At 35.6% G+C, this 17,809-nt stretch carries 12 protein-coding genes and 2 pseudogenes; 8 read left to right on the top strand and 6 right to left on the bottom strand.

Translation table 11 applies throughout. The annotated features are described in order from the left end of the window. Window positions 1-5: 5 nt before the first annotated feature. The 6 genes from OPR26_RS05485 (at window position 6) to OPR26_RS05460 (ending at window position 10,961) form a co-directional block, all read left to right on the top strand. Window positions 6-2,417 carry a TrbL/VirB6 family protein gene (locus OPR26_RS05485; protein ID WP_265015709.1) on the top strand — a complete coding sequence of 804 codons (2,412 nt, stop codon included), beginning with the start codon at window positions 6-8 and terminating at the stop codon, window positions 2,415-2,417. Beyond that, window positions 2,414-5,410: a TrbL/VirB6 family protein gene (locus OPR26_RS05480; RefSeq protein WP_265015708.1), complete on the top strand. Its 2,997-nt coding sequence runs from the start codon at window positions 2,414-2,416 to the stop codon at window positions 5,408-5,410. Before OPR26_RS05485 ends, OPR26_RS05480 begins: the two co-directional genes overlap by 4 nt. 90 nt (window positions 5,411-5,500) lie before the next feature. After that, window positions 5,501-8,740 carry a TrbL/VirB6 family protein gene (locus OPR26_RS05475; RefSeq protein WP_265015707.1) on the top strand — a complete coding sequence of 1,080 codons (3,240 nt, stop codon included), beginning with the start codon at window positions 5,501-5,503 and terminating at the stop codon, window positions 8,738-8,740. A 2-nt stretch (window positions 8,741-8,742) separates the two neighbouring features. Continuing rightward, window positions 8,743-9,375 carry a WD_0853 family protein gene (locus tag OPR26_RS05470; protein WP_253302092.1) on the top strand — a complete coding sequence of 211 codons (633 nt, stop codon included), beginning with the start codon at window positions 8,743-8,745 and terminating at the stop codon, window positions 9,373-9,375. A 122-nt stretch (window positions 9,376-9,497) separates the two neighbouring features. Further along, a complete protein-coding gene (gene rsmD, locus OPR26_RS05465; RefSeq protein WP_265015706.1) occupies window positions 9,498-10,046 on the top strand; it encodes a 16S rRNA (guanine(966)-N(2))-methyltransferase RsmD in 549 nt (182 codons plus the stop codon). A 162-nt stretch (window positions 10,047-10,208) separates the two neighbouring features. Continuing rightward, complete coding sequence (locus tag OPR26_RS05460) at window positions 10,209-10,961, top strand: IS5 family transposase (protein WP_264702259.1); 753 nt, start codon at window positions 10,209-10,211, stop codon at window positions 10,959-10,961. Between the two features lie 3 nt (window positions 10,962-10,964). Here the strand turns inward: OPR26_RS05460 and OPR26_RS07560 are convergent. The 3 genes and pseudogenes from OPR26_RS07560 to murD all read right to left on the bottom strand — a co-directional run. After that, window positions 10,965-11,171: pseudogene (locus OPR26_RS07560) on the bottom strand (hypothetical protein); the annotation flags it as partial. A 22-nt stretch (window positions 11,172-11,193) separates the two neighbouring features. Continuing rightward, complete coding sequence (locus OPR26_RS05455; RefSeq protein WP_265015705.1) at window positions 11,194-11,784, bottom strand: COQ9 family protein; 591 nt, start codon at window positions 11,782-11,784, stop codon at window positions 11,194-11,196. 6 nt (window positions 11,785-11,790) lie between these two features. Then, a complete protein-coding gene (murD, locus tag OPR26_RS05450) occupies window positions 11,791-13,170 on the bottom strand; it encodes a UDP-N-acetylmuramoyl-L-alanine--D-glutamate ligase (RefSeq protein WP_265015704.1) in 1,380 nt (459 codons plus the stop codon). A gap of 207 nt (window positions 13,171-13,377) precedes the next feature. Between murD and OPR26_RS05445 the strand changes: the two genes are divergently transcribed. Together OPR26_RS05445 and OPR26_RS05440 are read left to right on the top strand one after the other, a co-directional pair. Next, window positions 13,378-14,130, top strand: coding sequence for an IS5 family transposase (locus OPR26_RS05445; protein ID WP_264702259.1), 753 nt, complete (start codon window positions 13,378-13,380; stop codon window positions 14,128-14,130). Then, a pseudogene (locus OPR26_RS05440) lies at window positions 14,130-14,267 on the top strand (IS110 family transposase); the annotation flags it as partial. The gene OPR26_RS05445 and the pseudogene OPR26_RS05440, both read left to right, overlap by 1 nt. Window positions 14,268-14,477: 210 nt before the next feature. Here the strand turns inward: OPR26_RS05440 and OPR26_RS05435 are convergent. The 3 genes from OPR26_RS05435 to coaE form a co-directional block, all read right to left on the bottom strand. Beyond that, entirely contained in the window at window positions 14,478-15,341 is an 864-nt protein-coding gene (locus OPR26_RS05435; protein WP_265015702.1) for a hypothetical protein, read from the bottom strand. 80 nt (window positions 15,342-15,421) lie between these two features. Further along, window positions 15,422-16,825: an NAD(P)H-dependent flavin oxidoreductase gene (locus OPR26_RS05430; protein ID WP_265016295.1), complete on the bottom strand. Its 1,404-nt coding sequence runs from the start codon at window positions 16,823-16,825 to the stop codon at window positions 15,422-15,424. Window positions 16,826-17,174: 349 nt separating this feature from the next. Further along, the gene (gene coaE, locus OPR26_RS05425; RefSeq protein ID WP_265015701.1) at window positions 17,175-17,762 is read right to left on the bottom strand and encodes a dephospho-CoA kinase; all 588 of its coding nucleotides are present in this window, start codon (window positions 17,760-17,762) and stop codon (window positions 17,175-17,177) included. Between the last annotated feature and the right edge of the window lie 47 nt (window positions 17,763-17,809).

Raw genomic sequence — 17,809 nt, 5'->3', positions numbered from 1 at the left:
AACAGATGCTTAAACGTTTAAGTAACCAAAACTTGGGTAAGTTATGCATAAGTTTTGTGGTGCTTTTTTTATTGTCTGGATGTGGGGAGGATCACTGTATTAAGCCAGAAAATTTATCAGGTTTGCGTGAAAAACTAGATATAGTGTCAACAGAGCAGAAATGGGTTGATTCTGGTGTTAATATCTCAGATAGAATAAGAGTAACAAAGATTGATATAGTGCCTAGTAAGGTTAATTTTTGTCCTAAGCAGTATGCAGATTTTGCAATTGGGCCTGGGAGAAATGACGTTGCATTACCATTTGCACTTAAAAAAGGCGATACGATAAGCTTTAGTGTGATTGGAAGTAAAGTGTGTAAAGATAAAGAGAGTGAGACAAAAGTCAGGTATGTAAGTATTGATGAAAAGTGCAGTGAAAAAGAAAAGGGGTATTTTGCACATGTTTTAAATCGAGAAGGATGTCAGGATGGAATATGTCCTAATAAATACATACGAAGCAATGAATACTGGCTGCATCAAAATGGAAAAGAATATCAGAGTTCAGATTTTTCAAAGTCAGATCAAGATGAAAAAAGAAAGGAGATTGAAAAGATTGTCAATTCTATAAAACAACAAGGAAAAGATATAGACTGCAGCTCGCTTTCAAGTAGTCAAGCAAGCAAGATAGATACATATATCTTAGATCTAGCCTGTAAATATGTATGCTTTGATGATCGTGGAAAAAAGCTTTGTTTGCCTAATCGTGCACAGAATGCTGCAAAACGTAATCTGGATACATCCATTACAAGTGCTTTAAAGTCTGTTAGTAAAGAATCTGTTGGTGAGGCTATTAGTGACATTTTAAAGAATACAGAAATGGAAACTGATGTTCAACACTTAAGTGTTGATATGGATGGTGAACGTTTTGAATATTTGCGAGATGGTGGTATATGTACTAGTTGTAATCACAAGATAAGTTATAGCCATGCAATAAACTCAGAATTAATTTTTACGTTAGGTGATGATACTGGCAAAGGTGGTTTCAACATAAGAGTAGCAAAGAACCACAGTCTGGAGAATAGCTTGTATATAAGCGTCTCTGACAAACTCCCTGAGCATAAGCCTGGTGAAAATCAAGCGGATATATCTGTAGATATCAGCAAAGTTCATGACATGGAAAACTTGAAAGGAAAATTAAAAGACAAAACAGGCACCATATATTACGGAATAAGAGACCATGGCTGCGATTACAAAAATGAAGGTCAGTTTAGCATTAACCTAACAACTAAAGAGCCACCCACAAGAACTTTTAGTGCAATCTATAATTTTTTTGACGAAAAAGTGAAAACTGCATTTTTCGGCTCTAGCTACAAAGATCCTAACGCAATTCACTCTGATACTAGTCCTGTAAAGTCTCTTTACGAAAGTTTTATAAAATCAAGCAGAACAAATACCATTAGATCCACGATAATATCGCTGTTAGTATTATACATAACCTTATATACCCTTTACTACTTTTTTGGTTTAACTCATATTTCTATATATGAGTTTCTAATTATATGCGTAAAGATAGGAGTTATTACCCAGCTGCTGCAGGACAACAGTTGGAATTTTTTTTATAACAATGCATTTTCTATTTTTATTAACACCCCAAAACAGTTAATAGAAATAGCAAATTTTAGAGGCACTACTTCAAATGTTTTTGAGTTTCTTGATTTGCCATTAAATAGATTTCTGTCATCGCATTCAGTATTGTTAATAGTATCTCTTATATTTTCTGGCCCTTTAGGCATTGTATCTTTTTGCTTGGTGATCTGGGGTTTAATCACAGTGAGCTTATCTATTTTCAACGCCTTATTTTCTTTTATTACATCCATAGCAATAGTTGCGTTATTACTTTCTTTAGCACCTATTTTTATTATTTGTCTTTTATTTGCGTATACTAGGCAGATGTTTCAAAACTGGGTTAAAAATTTAGCAAGATTTGCAATTCATCCAGTAGTCCTTTTAATTTTTATATCACTGATAAGTCAAGTTATGGATTATATCATATATTCAGTATTTGATTTTGAAGTCTGCTCTACGTGTATACTTAGTATTAACCTAAAGATTTTTAACCCTTGTATCTTCTATGGTTATGCTTCCAAATATACACCTAATATTACCGCTATGATGGCTTTTGTTATCTTAGGTCATGCTATGAAAGCTTTAGTTGAAGCTTCTTCGACAATATCTGACTCGTTGTTTGGTGTTTATGTAGCAAGCGAACCTGGAAAAAATTATCAACAAAGCTTAATGGGAACAGTAGGGTTAGATGAACAAAGCGTTCAAAGAAGAGAAAGAGGAGGTGCTTCTCAACAGTCAGGTACGTCAAGACCTCAAATACCACAAGGAACTCAAAGGTCAACGCCTCAGATACCACAAGGAAGACAGCAATGATAAGTAAAAGATCACTATTGTTGATACTGTGTCTTGCAATCACTGGTTGTAACATGGATTGTGTCGAACCTGGGTTGCAGAGCAGAAACACTAGTGTTAACGTGGATGTTCCAGTTCATAAAGCTGGTGAAGAAGTTAAAATTCATTGGGTTGATTCTGGTCAAGTAATTAGCAAGGGTGAGAAAATCAAATTCACCCTCGATGGATCAGTAAATTTTTGCCCTCTTAAAGAAGACAAAAATCCAAGGGAAGTGCTTGTACCAGCTAGCTTTTGTATTGATGGCTCAGAACCAAATTATAGTAAAGCTGCAAATATTAACGATGTGCCTAATAATTATGGCGTTGATGAAAAAGGCGTAAATGAAAACGAATTGTGCAGCGGTAAAGAATTTGGCAGCAATAGACGTTATGTAGACACTGGAATAAAAGTAAATCCTGGTGACAGGTTAAGCTTTAGCTTAGTTCCCAGAAAAATAACAATTGATTATGACAATCCAGGAGGGAAAGGTATCAGCTTTGATGACAATTGTTATAGAGCTGAAGAAGGAGGTGAAAAAGTGTCAGCAAGTGAAATATTGAATGTTAGCAAGCAAGAGGGAGAGGAATTTTTTTGTGAGGGCAAGGATGGAAAGAGAAATAAAATAAAATTTTTACCTCTTGATAAAACAAAAGCAAAGGAAAGCAAAGTGCTAGTTGGCAATGGGTACACTCCATATGATAATAAGGTACATTTTAATAAAGGTTATATTGAAGACAACAAACCATGGATATATGGTTCGCTACTTGATTTACGCCGCGCTAAAATAGGATTGAACGAGTTATGTGATGGAAAAAACTGTAGTCTTGATGAGAGAAAAAAGTACTCCTCCTATGAGCTTAACTGTTACCATCAAAATATATGCTATACTAAGAAGGGTATATGGAACTATGGTTCAGGTCAAGCGGGAGAACAAAACCGTGTCTCTTCTATAAGATACAAAAAATATGATAATGAAAACGACAAATGTGATATGTATTCTCACCTTAAAGAAGTTGAAGATAAGCTTAAGAAGATAGAAGAAAATAAAGGGGATCCCAAGCAGATTAACGTTGATTTTACATCAAACACTGAAAAAGATATTTCCTGGGCTGAGGCTCTTGTTGCAAAAATTGGTGATCTTGATGATCAAGATACTGCTAAAGGTATGCAATGTCTTCCAGATAATGAAGTAGGTGCAAGAAAGGATAATGTGTGTTCGCAAATTAGTGATAATTTTGAGGATTTTTCTCTGAAATTAAATAGTGACTATACAGTAAAAAATGTAACATCTGGTAGTAGTGTGATGCTCGCTATTGCAGATTATGGTCACTATAAAGCTAATAGGGGCGGTTACCATGTTAAAGTCACTAGATCATGTGAATATATCAATGGCGAAAAACTGTATGTGTATTTGGGTGATGAGCCACCTAAAGATTTGCATGGTGTGGGAACTAATGATTTCAAAGTGGTAGGAGTGAGAGAAAGAGTAGACGGAAAAGATGAGTACACCATATTAGATGTAATAAGCGGAAAACACTTTCAGAACGAAGAATCTAAGAAGATATATTTTGGTATCGATGTAAGCAACGTAAAGAGAGATGACATTACGGACAAAAATGGCAAATATTATGAAAATAATAAGTACACAGTAACTTTATTTGTCAAAAGAAAAATTAATGATTTTATTTCATCGAATGTAAACGGGGTATTTAAATTTATAAAAGAAGAAGTAATTGGGGACAGCGTTAAAGATTCATACAAAGGATATGCAAGAGGTCTTCTTCAAGGAGTAAGAGCTTTGCTTACTCTATACGTTATATTTACTGTCGTTGGCTATATGCTTGGAACAATACAGCTAAGTAAATTTGATTTCATTGTAAGAATGTTCAAGATAGCATTTATAGCTTTTGTCTTTAGCGATAGAAGCTGGGAACTTTTTGGTACAACTTTATCCAGACTTTTTATAGATGGTAGCACTTATTTAGTTGATAGCTTTTCTGGCTATATAGGGGAAGGGGGGAGAAAATTTGCATTCTTAGACTTGACAGCAGGAGTATTATTCACAGCAGAAACTTGGTTAAAGTTTTTATCGTTGATGCTCTCTGGTCCTTTTGGCTTTATTACATTTTTGGCAATACTCTACGCTACTTTTGCGTTTTTAAAATGCATTATTAGCGCTACGTTTAAATATGTAATATCTACTGTTCTAGTAGCGTTTTTACTGTCATTAACACCTTTGTTTATCGTGTTTATTTTATTTCAACAGACTAAACCCTTGTTTGATAACTGGATAAAAACGCTGGCTCACGTTGCAGTACAACCAGTTATTTTATTTTCATCTTTATCTCTTTTAAATCAGCTGATGTATTCAGTTCTATACAATCTCACAAATTTTTCTGCATGCTATCAATGTTTAATTAGCGTAAATTTCTTATCGTATGATCTGTGCTTGATGAAATCAATACTGCCTCTTGGATACAGTCCTGGCACTAATGTTGATGTTGCACTCAGTACCGGAGAAAGGGCTGGTGGGCACTTTGCAGCGTTGCCCATAGATCTGGTCCAAGCATTTATGTACTTAATTATTGCTAGTGCAATGGAAGCTTTTGTTTCTATATCGGAAGCTATGGCACAAGCACTATTCAGCTCTGGTTGGGGAGTTGCTGGCAGTGTTGGTCAAGTTGCCACAAGCGCATCACAATCTATACTGTCGGCTGTTGGCCTTGATAATAAGACCCAAGGTATGATACAGAATATCAAGCAGCAAATGAGTAAAGATCGACCAAAAGTTGAAGTGAAGGATAACTCCATAAGCCCTAAATCTGAAACACCAAAGCAATCAGGTAAACAAGAAAGTTCTGATAAAGAAACGGGGAATAATTCTGGGAGCCCTAAAACACCAGAACAATCAAGGGAAGGTTCTAAGAAAAGTGGTCCTAAAGCTAAAAACAAGGAAGAAAATGGAGAGGAGTAAGATATAAATGATATTATGGAGTAACTAATTAAAAAGATATTTTAAGTAAAGTTTTAGAAATTTATTTCTATATTTGGAAAAAGTTTAGATATGCAATCACGCTTAGGCAAATGTTGGTTTAGGGTATTACTTCTTGCAGCTTACGTGCTGATCATAGGTTGTAGTAAGAACGATATGCCTTTTCCAAGGTGCATATCTGCTGACTATTTCGGTCCTAAACCTATTGCAGTAAGCGCTCATTTTTCAAGCGACCACGGTGCTTTTATTCCAGAAGATGGAGAAGTTATTGATCCTGAAACTGGAGAAATTAATTATGGTTTCCACCATAACCAAGTGGTGAAGTGGAAGGATACTGGATTAGAAACCAATGGAGATAGCTTAATAGTGCGAGTTAATGGTGCATGGACATCTTGGAGTAATAATAACAAGAAGGAATCTAAAAAAGGCAGTTATACCTTACAAAGCTTGGAGCAGTTAAAATATGCAACTAAATTTGAAGGCAAGTCAGGTGATAATAGTCTACCTGACTTTCACTTAGTTTGTAATGATTACAAACCTAGCATACAAAAATTTTCAAGTAAGCCTAATGCAAGTTGCACTGTAAATTGCAAGTGCATTAATGAAGATGATAGCGCAAATACAGTATCACGTGGTGCTCCATGTTGGTTTACAAATGGTCATGGTGCTTATCTTTTGTTTAAAACGGGGAAAGATGATCCTAACGAAAATCTAAAGTTAATGCGCGATCCTCAATATCCTACTGTACATCTAGGTTACAACTCCGTGGCAGAAAATGGGAGCGGTCTTTTTACTTTAGACAGAGATAGCACTAAATTAAAAGACAGAAATTGTAACCCGGTGAAATTAAAAAAGGGATGGAAAATATATGTAAAAATATTAGATAGATATTACTTAGATAATGTAGGTGGCTACTCTTTTGAGTTCTTAAGTGGAGTGCAGCAGCCAGGTAGTTTTGGGTTTTTTGATTACATTTATAACTATCTAAAATGTGTATTATTGATTAACGAAAATTGCAAAAAACATTTTAATAGCAATGATCCTGCAGTTGCACAAGCTATGTTCGAAAATATAGCTGAAAAAAGTACGAGCTTTCACAATTTTGTTCTTTCCTTGCTTGTTCTATTTGTAATGATTTCATCGCTTCTTTATCTTTTTGGCATGATACGAGAAACTAAGCATGATATGCTCATCAGAATGATGAAAATCACTCTAGTAATAGTGCTTATATCTCCTGGAAGTTTTAGGTTTTTCTATGATCATTTTCTTGTTTTATTCGTTAAAGGTCTTGAGCACTTGATAAGTGTAATTACTAACTTTGCTCCCAACATGAACACCGGAAGTATTGCTCAAGGAGATGAAGCTAAGTTGTTTAGCTTCATGGAGGACATGTTCAATAAGTTTTTTGCTTATTCTGTTTGGAAAAAATTTGCAGCGTTTTTACATTACCAAATGTGGGCAAGCCTTCTTATGATACCGGCAATTTTCATAGGGATTGTGCTATACTTCTTGTTGTGCTTGTATGCTTACATAATATTTCTCTCTGGCTTTATGGGTATAGCTTTTCTTATAGCTATCATGCCATTGTTCCTGATCTCTATTTTATTTTCACCACTGAAAAGTCTGTTTGAAGGTTGGATAAAATTCTGCATCAGTTTTTGTTTACAATCGATTATGATATTTACTCTCTTGTCATTGTTGGCTTCAATGATAATGAACACCTTTTATAGGCAGTTAGGTTTTACTGTATGCTACAATAAATGGTTCGAGGTAAGGTTATGTGCTCCAAAATGGGTGTTTGGCGGTTTTTGTATCATTGATAAACAGTATTTTGGTTGGACCCCAGGGCAAATTTTCTTACCTTACACTATCGGGGAAGCTTCTCCACTTAACGTAGATAAAAACATAGAAGGTATAGAAAAGATAAGCAGAGAAGGTGGTACAATAAAATTTACTGGCGGTGCTGGATATATCCCGCTTCCACCGGATTACCCTAAAGATAAAAATGGTGAACATATAAAAGGGTTTCGTTATATAGATTATCCTTTCTTTAATCCAATACCTGGAACTAAAGATAATCCAGCAGACCACTATATTGCAGAAAGTGATATGGTAGTTAGTAATGGCTGCAGTGCAAAAGATCTAGTACGCTTAACAAATAGTTTATCCCATGCATCAGAGAGGGCTGACATTATATTACTGATCAACAATATAGAGAAAAGGATAGGTGATGTTAGTGAAATAATAAAACGCTACTGTCAAGATATAAATAAATGCAATAGTTATAGGGAAATAATTAATGAAATAAGATCTTTAGTGCGGAGTGCGGTAGAAAAACAAGGTTGTAGAATACTGAAACTTCATGATTTATATAAGGATCCCAACAGTGAATACTGTCAGAAATGTAAAGATTGTGAGGATTGCAAAAATTATCAAGAAAATAGCGATTACCAAAGGGTTCAAGACATACAGAGAGGTTATTTAATCAATGCAGGGGAAATCTTTATATTATTCCTGCTTTCATTTTTAATGTTCTCCTTACGCGAGTTCGTACAACAAATGGGCTCAAGTATAGCTGGTGGTGGATTCAGCGTTTACAATATATCTAGAATGTATGAAGCATCGCCTTTGGTTGGCATAATGGAAGGATTCAAACAGCAGTGGCAAAGTTTTGCTGGTGGAAAACTAGAGTCTTTAGGCAGTTGGGCTACTCATTTACCGGATAGATTAGCCGGAGGTACAGCTAATCTGCTGGGGAGAATACCAAGAGTTGGAGGTGTACTGAAACATGCTATTAATGTGCCACGTAAATTTGTAAGTGCCACTATTGAAGCAACAAAATTTCTAACTTCGCCTAAAAATGATGTTGATAAGCTTGAAGAAAAAATTTACAGGGCATTTGGAGTTGATAAAGAAGATATTGCACATAGAAGGATTAACAGATATTTGGAATATTATAAAGGATACGTGGGATCACACTTGGGCTATACGATAGAAGATGCTATGAAGTTTACTTGGGAGCATGGTCTTGACTCTATAGGAATTAACCCTGCTACAGGAGAAAAAGATGGTTACCAGCATAATCTACTCTATAGAGCAAAAGCACATAGGCGGGAATTTCTCGAGAAGCTTCATGATTACACTATCGGCCGTAAGAGAGAACCAGAAAAAGATAAGCTTGATCAATCAAAGGAAACTATAGAAAAACATACTGAAGGAGCTGGAAGAAAGGAAGAAGGAGACAGTAAACCGGTCAAAAGGAAATTACCGGAACCAATGAGGAAACCAGATGCAAAAGGAGAAGAGGATTGAAGATGAAGACTAATAAAAATTTCAAAGGCCTTGATTATTATAAATTGCAGCAAGACGATAATGGCAATATAAAGTTAAATGACTATGATGACATTTTAAATGCGCGTAGGGCAAGGGTAGACTTGTTGCGGGATAACACATCACTTGACAAGGATGTCAATTTTGCTAAATTGAATAAAGCTTTGAGTGAGAAATTTGTAGATAATCATGGTTTATTGTCTGAATTTGATAAGGAAGACAAAGAGATTGCACAAGAAAGGCTTAAGATGTCTAATATTTTAGACAATCTTGATAATCTTGCAAACATTAAAAGTGAAGAGCTATTAGAGGTTAGTTTATTGCTATCAGACCTTAGCTTTATAGAGAGAAATGTTGTACTAAATACCGATCAGAATTCTGATCTCGCAGAATTTAAAAGTCTATTTATCGAAAAAAAGGCATCTGGTAAAGAGTATAGTGAAGAAGAATGTAAAGATTTCCTCGATGATATAGATAGAATCAATACTATAATTAAGTTAGAGTTAGAAAGCAGAATTGAAGGGCTAAATCATGATGAAAAAAATGATCATGATGATTTACAAGATGAGATTGGTCAAGCAATTAATGCAGCAGGCAAATCAGAAAAAGATAACTGATGAGTCTTGTGTTTGTGTTTTTCTTACAAGCGACTCGATAGCTTCTCTCTATTAAACTGCTAAAGCCATATTGACATTAATCATATAGTATAAATAATTAATTATTTTGGAGCTTATTTAATATGCTACGCATCATTGCAGGCAAATATCGCGGAAGAAAAATAACTACAGGTAAGCATTTAGCTGCACGGCCAACTATGAGTATTGTCCGAGAAGCAATATTTAATATGCTTTCCTCAAGGAAACCTATTTATAACTTGAATGTACTTGATTTATTTTGCGGAAGTGGCTCTTTTTCATTTGAAGCGCTTTCTCGCGGCGCTAAACATGCATTCATGGTGGATTCAGATTATTACAATTTGCAACTGCCTAAAAAAACAGCAGAAGATTTTGGAATTACGGACAATGTTACGCTAATTTGCTGCAGTGCTAACTGCTTACCACAACCTATTTCAAAATGTGACATAGTTTTTATAGACCCACCTTATAATAGTAATTTAGTTGAATCAACGTTGAATGGATTAGCTCACTCAGGCTGGTTAAGTGATGATGCATTGATAATTCTAGAGATTAGGAAAAACGAAGGTTTTGAGTGCAATAAAAACTTTAGTATAATCTTGGAACGCACCTACGGTATAGCGAGAATAATTTTTCTTTCTCTATTAACTTGAACTTGCATATACTTTTCATTGATGAGTTCCAGTTCTATTTTCGTCAAGTTTCCGGAGAAATTACTTATTCTGTACTGCCCTAGGCTCTGTGGACAAAAAATATGAAAAGAGAGAAAAAGATGGTAGTTTAGCCTAATAGGTAAAAAATGGAGAAACTACCATATGCAATATTACATCAAAGAGGAAAATTGGAAACAAATTTTAGAGTTCATAAAAAGCGTAAAAGGAATGCACAGCAAAGATGAAAAACGTTTAAGAATATTCATAGAGGCAGTGTGGTACATAGTGCGAAGTGGTTGCCAATGGAGACTTTTACCAAAAACTTATGGTAATTACAGGAGTATACATAAGCGATTTAAAAGATGGTGTGAAAGAGATGTCTGGAAAAAATTGCTTGAATATACTAAACAAGAGCCTGATTTAGAAGTTGCTATAATCGACGGTACGATCATCCGAGCCCATCCATGTTCATCTGGATATACAAAAAACTCCAAGGATCAAGAAGCTTTAGGGAGGAGCAAAGGTGGCTTTACAACTAAAATACATGCGCTTGTCGATGCACTTGGAAATCCACTTAAATTTACTCTGACTCCTGGTCAAAGAAATGAAATTACGCAGGCACAAGTGTTGACCGAAAGTATCTATAACTCTACTGTAGTAGCTGACAAGGGCTACGATAGCAATGCCTTTGTTACAAGTCTTGAAGACAAGGGATGTACAGTAGTTATTCCGCCAAAACGGAATCGAAAAGTGCAAAGGTATTACGATGAGCATATCTACAAAGAACGTCATTTGATTGAGTGTTTTTTTGGTAAAATTAAAAATTTTAGGCGCATTTTTTCCAGATTTGATAAAACTGCTGAGGTTTTTATGGGTTTTCTCAATTTTGTTGGAGCTCTTGTATGGCTTCTCTAAAATTTTGTCCACAGAGCCTAGATCAAAATTTTTATTAAATTCAGAGTCTATTAAATATTCATGTGCTTCTTCAATAAATTTATTTTCTTTTTCTTCGTAACTGGTGTATTTTGTTGTACCATTATTATCCTCACGATAAACTAAATGTTCTTTATAATCAGCATGAATATTTTTATTTTCACAAACCTTTTCAGGATCGTGCTCAAGTACTTTTCTACCAACAATCAATAGCTTATAAGAAATTTCCTATGATTCCTTTTAAGCGAGTTTTGAATTTTTGAAATGTCATGACATTGTTGATACGGTTATCAAGAAACGATAAAGTATCCACAAAATCTTCTGAATAATCATTGATAAAAAAAAGTATCGTACTTAAGTACACTCCAGCTAATATTGCTCTTTTTGTATAGTAGTTAAAATCTGTTGATTGGTCATAAATGCCATACCAAATCGCACTAACAGTTCTGTATAAAAGTTTACTAGAAAAATATGTATTTTTTGGTGATACAGAGAATAATAAAACATTTTTTAAAAGTTCTCTATAATTTGGTAGCTTAGCGTAATTTGAAAGGCGTATTTGAATGGCTAACTTTACTCGCTCTCGCACTTTCATATCTTCTAAATTGGAATTTCTTAGTTCAGCTTCCATTGAGCTATTTAAGTCCTCTTCTATGCGCTCCAAAGCGCTATATATTCCATTCTGAAATTTGCAAAAGCTACTAGCTAAATTAAGGTCTGTACACACCTTTAATAGGGTTTCATCGCTTATCCCTTCAAATGGAATAACCCTAATTAGCTTATCTATTATTAACTTTTGTTCCACGCAACATTATACTAAACAGCATGTGTGATTGTACCTGAGATTTTCAAACATTCTACAAAATGCTTCACCACGTTCCTCGAAATTTTTCCATTGATCAAAAGAAGCACACGCGGGAGAAAGTAATATTGTTACTTCTTCTGCACTATTTAAGGCCTCTTCAAAAGCTAGTTTAAGTGCGTTTTTCAAATTGCAACATTTCACGAAATCTACTTTATTCTCCATAGTGTTTGCAAAGGCTTCGGTTGATTCCCCAATAAGAAAAGCTTTTCTAACCTTTGTAAAATGCTTGCTTAATGATTCTATTCCACCTTTTTTGCTTCTTCCACCAACGATCCAATTTATGTTTTCATAAGATAAGATCGCCTTTTCGCTCGACTTTGCATTAGTTGCTTTGCTATCGTTCACGAAAAACACATTTCTTATTTTGCCAAGCAGTTCATTCCTATGCCTCAGTCCTGAAAAGGACTTGATTCCATTGATAATAGTGTTGCTATCTACTCCAAGTAGCTTACATACGGCATATGCGGCTGCTATGTTTTCTGCATTGGATATTAGGTTTATTTTCACGTCGCTTACTGATAAGCTATGACTCTCTAGTTTTAACGAGATCTTCTGGATCCGAGTAGTCAAGCACTGGGATGACAAAGAGGGTGGCTGGAATGACATCGGGGAATATGTTACTGAGATTGGAATTTTGTTTCCAGTGAATTTGTTGAATATGTCAGCAGTAATCTCATTGTCACATCCTATTACGGCAACCTCACTACCGTTTATCAGTTTTAATTTAGTTGCTATGTAGTTCTCCATACTTCCATGCCTATCTATGTGATCTGGTGTAATATTGAGCAGTGCTGAAATGTCCACGTTAATTTCATTCATCAACTCCAATTGAAAAGAGGAAAATTCAATTACATAAATTTCTGCATCTCTTTCTAGATCCAAAACAGGAACGCCTAAATTTCCACCAATAGCTACTTTTTTCCCTGCAGATTTTAATATGTGCCCTATTAGTGATGTAGTGGTTGATTTACCATTTGTTCCTGTGACGCCTATTACCTTCTGGTTCGTAGTTTTAGCTTCAAGAAATAGCTCAATGTCTGATTTTATTTTGCAATCAAATCTCCTTGCAAGTTTTACTATCCAATGTGGCTCTGTTGGCACTCCAGGGCTTAAAACCAATGCACTGATCTCATGCCAATTGTATTCCTTGGGATGAATAAAATTACATTTTTTATACATCATTTTTGCATTTGCTATTTGCTCTTCATGATCATCCCATGCATATATTCTTGCACCACTCTTTGTTAGAGCGTTAATGGCGGATAAACCAGTTTTACCAAGACCAAAAACCGCGACGTTTTGATTTTTGTATTTGTTTAGTTGCACTGCTAGGCTCTGTGGACAAAAAATATGAAAAGAGAGAAAAAGATGGTAGTTTAGCCTAATAGGTAAAAAATGGAGAAACTACCATATGCAATATTACATCAAAGAGGAAAATTGGAAACAAATTTTAGGCTCTGTGGACAAAAAATATGAAAAGAGAGAAAAAGATGGTAGTTTAGCCTAATAGGTAAAAAATGGAGAAACTACCATATGCAATATTACATCAAAGAGGAAAATTGGAAACAAATTTTAGAGTTCATAAAAAGCGTAAAAGGAATGCACAGCAAAGATGAAAAACGTTTAAGAATATTCATAGAGGCAGTGTGGTACATAGTGCGAAGTGGTTGCCAATGGAGACTTTTACCAAAAACTTATGGTAATTACAGGAGTATACATAAGCGATTTAAAAGATGGTGTGAAAGAGATGTCTGGAAAAAATTGCTTGAATATACTAAACAAGAGCCTGATTTAGAAGTTGCTATAATCGACGGTACGATCATCCGAGCCCATCCATGTTCATCTGGATATACAAAAAACTCCAAGGATCAAGAAGCTTTAGGGAGGAGCAAAGGTGGCTTTACAACTAAAATACATGCGCTTGTCGATGCACTTGGAAATCCACTTAAATTTACTCTGACTCCTGGTCAAAGAAATGAAATTACGCAGGCACAAGTGTTGACCGAAAGTATCTATAACTCTACTGTAGTAGCTGACAAGGGCTACGATAGCAATGCCTTTGTTACAAGTCTTGAAGACAAGGGATGTACAGTAGTTATTCCGCCAAAACGGAATCGAAAAGTGCAAAGGTATTACGATGAGCATATCTACAAAGAACGTCATTTGATTGAGTGTTTTTTTGGTAAAATTAAAAATTTTAGGCGCATTTTTTCCAGATTTGATAAAACTGCTGAGGTTTTTATGGGTTTTCTCAATTTTGTTGGAGCTCTTGTATGGCTTCTCTAAAATTTTGTCCACAGAGCCTAGCAAGTAAAGGCAAATGTCCAAAAGTCATAGTTCTTGCGTTAATGCGAAAATTAATGCATGTCTTTTTTGGTATTCTTAAAAATAATCAACCATTTAATTGTAATTTTGTTGGATAATTTGTTTGACAACAGAGACAGTATCTGGGATCTCATTTTACTTTATGACGGTGTCATCCTAATACCTTCCCCTGTCATCCCAGTGCCCAGACACTGGGATCCAGGTTGCTCACAAGCAAACTAGCATAGAAAGTGGTTACAACATTTTCGATGAGATTATATGGAAAACTAGATTCCAGACTGGAATGACACCCTCTTGATGGGCCCAAATCACAATGTTCGTACATTTGTGGGTTTAGCAGCCTTACAATTATTAAACACCCCTCCCACATCAGAATTATTAAATTCACTATAAGGAGGAGAGTAAGGAGGAGGTGATCCATAATTCCTCACTGCTTCTTCAGCCTTCTCAATATTGTCTGATTCTTTCTCATGCTTCATATGAAAAGCTAAACCACCGGCAAAACATACAAGAGAATTAACACCAAGGATAACTAAACCCCACACTGGTAACACTGGATAAACAGCACAAGCTACCAAAGCCGCTAAAGAAACAGCGCCAACCGCAAATTCTATATTCCTAAGCATCTTAAGTTTATTATCAAGATAATCTATTTTTTCTTCTTTTCTAGCCGCTTTTCTGCTGCTGTTATACAAAAAACACATACCAGCATGGAAAGCAACACACACAACTGCAGCTACCATACCTAAAGCTAATAGCTTTCTACTGTCTTCTGAGTCTTTTTTCTTATCTTCTCTGCTTTGATGGCTACCACTAACGAAACCAGGGTTATTTATAACTGTAGTACGACCACCAAATAGGTTGCTAAGTAGTAAATAATCCCAAAAATCTAAACCTCTATCATTGTGTACATGTACGTGTGTAACCTTAGGGCCTGTAGGTTGCCTGTTATTCCCTGCGTTATATTGATTATTTCTGCTTTCTGTATTGTGTCTATTAGTTGAGTTTAGACGTGTAAATTCTTCATACGCATTTTTAAAATTCTCCTCACTCCAATCTGTGGTGTTTTGCGTATTACAAAATTCCAAAAACCCTTTAACATTACTGTTACCACCTGATTTTTTTATATAGGCTAACGCATACCTTTTTAAAACACTATCACTTGCTACCATAAATACCCTCTTAAGTTAAGATTAAATTAATAAATACTTATTATAACAAAGCAACGTCTTCTTGTCAAATCAACCATAACTTAATATCCGGTTAATATCCTTTCCACCAGCTCTTTTACTGTCGGTACGTAGCCATTCTCATAAAACGGATCTTGCTTAAATTTGTACACATTGTGCCCAGAAAACATGAGTTCATTTTCAATATCGCCGTCATGTATAATGTTTTGCAGTGTTTTTTGTATACAAAAACTTCGTGGATCTGGCTTTCGTCCCGTTGAATGGTCGCCGTGATCCTTCCAATTGCTAAACAAACAATGACTTAAGCATCCCATACAATTGATTTGATCTTGTCTTATCTCTGCAAATTTGCCTGGCGTCACAAAAATAACAGTTGTATCTGGAGTTTTCATTGCTTCTGTATACCCTGCTTTAGTCCATGTATTTGCCAGCTCTTTGTCTTTTGAAGTAAGATAGATCTTCCTACCTCTGCTACCCATTGCAAATTCACTATTGAATTCCTCGCTGGCATTTTCTGAAAAATTTACTTGATGTAATTTTCGTTCCTGTAACTCACGTATAAAATTATTTCTCACCGCAGATGAATAAAACCCTGTTGGACTAAATTTATTTAAAAATACATCACCTTCTTCTAAAGTGAGTAGCTTCTTTTTCCACTCTGCAGAAATTGGGCTTTCTTTCGTCAAAAGTGGACGAGTGCCAAACTGAAAAGCTATAGGGCCGATTTGTGAATTGTTAAGCCAATGTTCCCAATCTTTCAAATGCCACACTCCTCCTGCCATAACAATCGGTGTTTCTGAAAGACCGATCTCGTTCATGAAAGATCTAAGCTCTGCAACTCTTTCAAATGGAGCCTGTGGTAGCTTTGGGTTTTCACTGTTACTGAGTCCATTGTGCCCTCCAGCAAGCCATGGATCTTCATACACTACTCCACCAAGCAAATAGGAAGATATTCTTTGGTAAGTACGCTTCCATAATGCTTTAAAAGCGCGCATCGATGAGACAATAGGGTAATAATAAACCTGATATTTAGCTGCAATTTCCCCAAGCCTATAAGGCATACCAGCACCGCAGGTAATACCATGAACTAAGCCTTTTGCTTTTTCTAATATGCCATGAAGCACGTGTTCTGCTGCTCCCATCTCCCAAAGCACATTCATATGTATTCTCCCATGACCTTTTGATATTTCATTCGCTATTTTTGCCTGACTGATTCCTGCTTTAATACTATACTCAATCAATTCACTGTGTTTTTCATTTCTTGTTTTGCCTTTGTAAATCAGTGGCACTAACTCACCATTATCATCAATAAGCTTAGCATTTGCACCAGAAAACGTACCCACAGCATCTGCTGCAGCAAATGCCCCACTTGACCTTCCATCACTGATTGCGATACCTTTGCCACCCTCGATGATTGGCCACACTTCCTTTCCTGAAATTACTATCTTTTTTATCTTATTTTTCAAAACTTCCTCGCAATCTTTCACTCTATTTTACTTAATTACTAAAAAAATGATAGCTGTTTATTTTTTCTTGTATCATTAAAGCTTCTATAGCTACTCATGCTGTTGTAGTTTGAGAGCAGTTCCCATCGGAAGGGTGTCATTCCAGTGCTTGACACTGGAATCCAGTTTTTGATCAAAAATGTTGCTATAGTGCACAATCAATTTTCCTGGATCCCAGTGTCTGGGCACTGGGATGACACCATAGGGGGCTACTTGGATGACAGGGGAGGGAGGCTGCTGGGATCCTGACAACCGTCATCCCGCTGCTTGTTAGCGGGATCTAGAGATACCGCGGCGGTATGACGTAGAGCTACGTGTTTAGGTTTAATGAATCCACTATATCTTTTACTTGAGAAAAAACATACTCTTTGCTTACACTGGTATCGATAATAAAGTCACTCATCTTCCTTTTCTCCTCAATAGATAACTGAACATCGGAGATTAGATTAAGCTTTTCTTTATCTATGTTGCGTTCGTTAAGTCTTTGAGCTTGCACAACGCTATCTGCATGAACAAAAACAATAAGGTCGCAATATAAATAAAATTTTGTTTCTAATAGAAGTGGCACATCTAAAACTAAAAGTTTTCTATCGATCTTTTTTTTCTTGGCAATAAAAAATTCTAATTCACGCAGCACAGCAGAGTGAACCAAAGATTGAAATTGTTTCCAATTTTCATCGTAGGCTAAGAAATATTTAGACAGTACTGTTCTATCTATTTCACCATTTACTACCACTCCAGGAAAATTTTTCTCTGCATAACTTATTATGCTTTTATCCACTTTATAAAGTTGGTGTACAACAGAATCAGCATCAAATACAACAGCACCAAACTCTTGAAAGCAATTAGCTACAAAGCTCTTTCCTACCCCAATTCCGCCTGTTAGACTTATAATCATATAACAAAATACATTCGACTTCTTTTGAAACTATAGCTAAGGTTTCT

The sequence above is a fragment of the Wolbachia endosymbiont (group A) of Anoplius nigerrimus genome, from assembly GCF_947251795.1.
Classification (GTDB): Bacteria; Pseudomonadota; Alphaproteobacteria; order Rickettsiales; family Anaplasmataceae; genus Wolbachia.
This window is presented reverse-complemented; position numbering and strand designations above follow the sequence as displayed.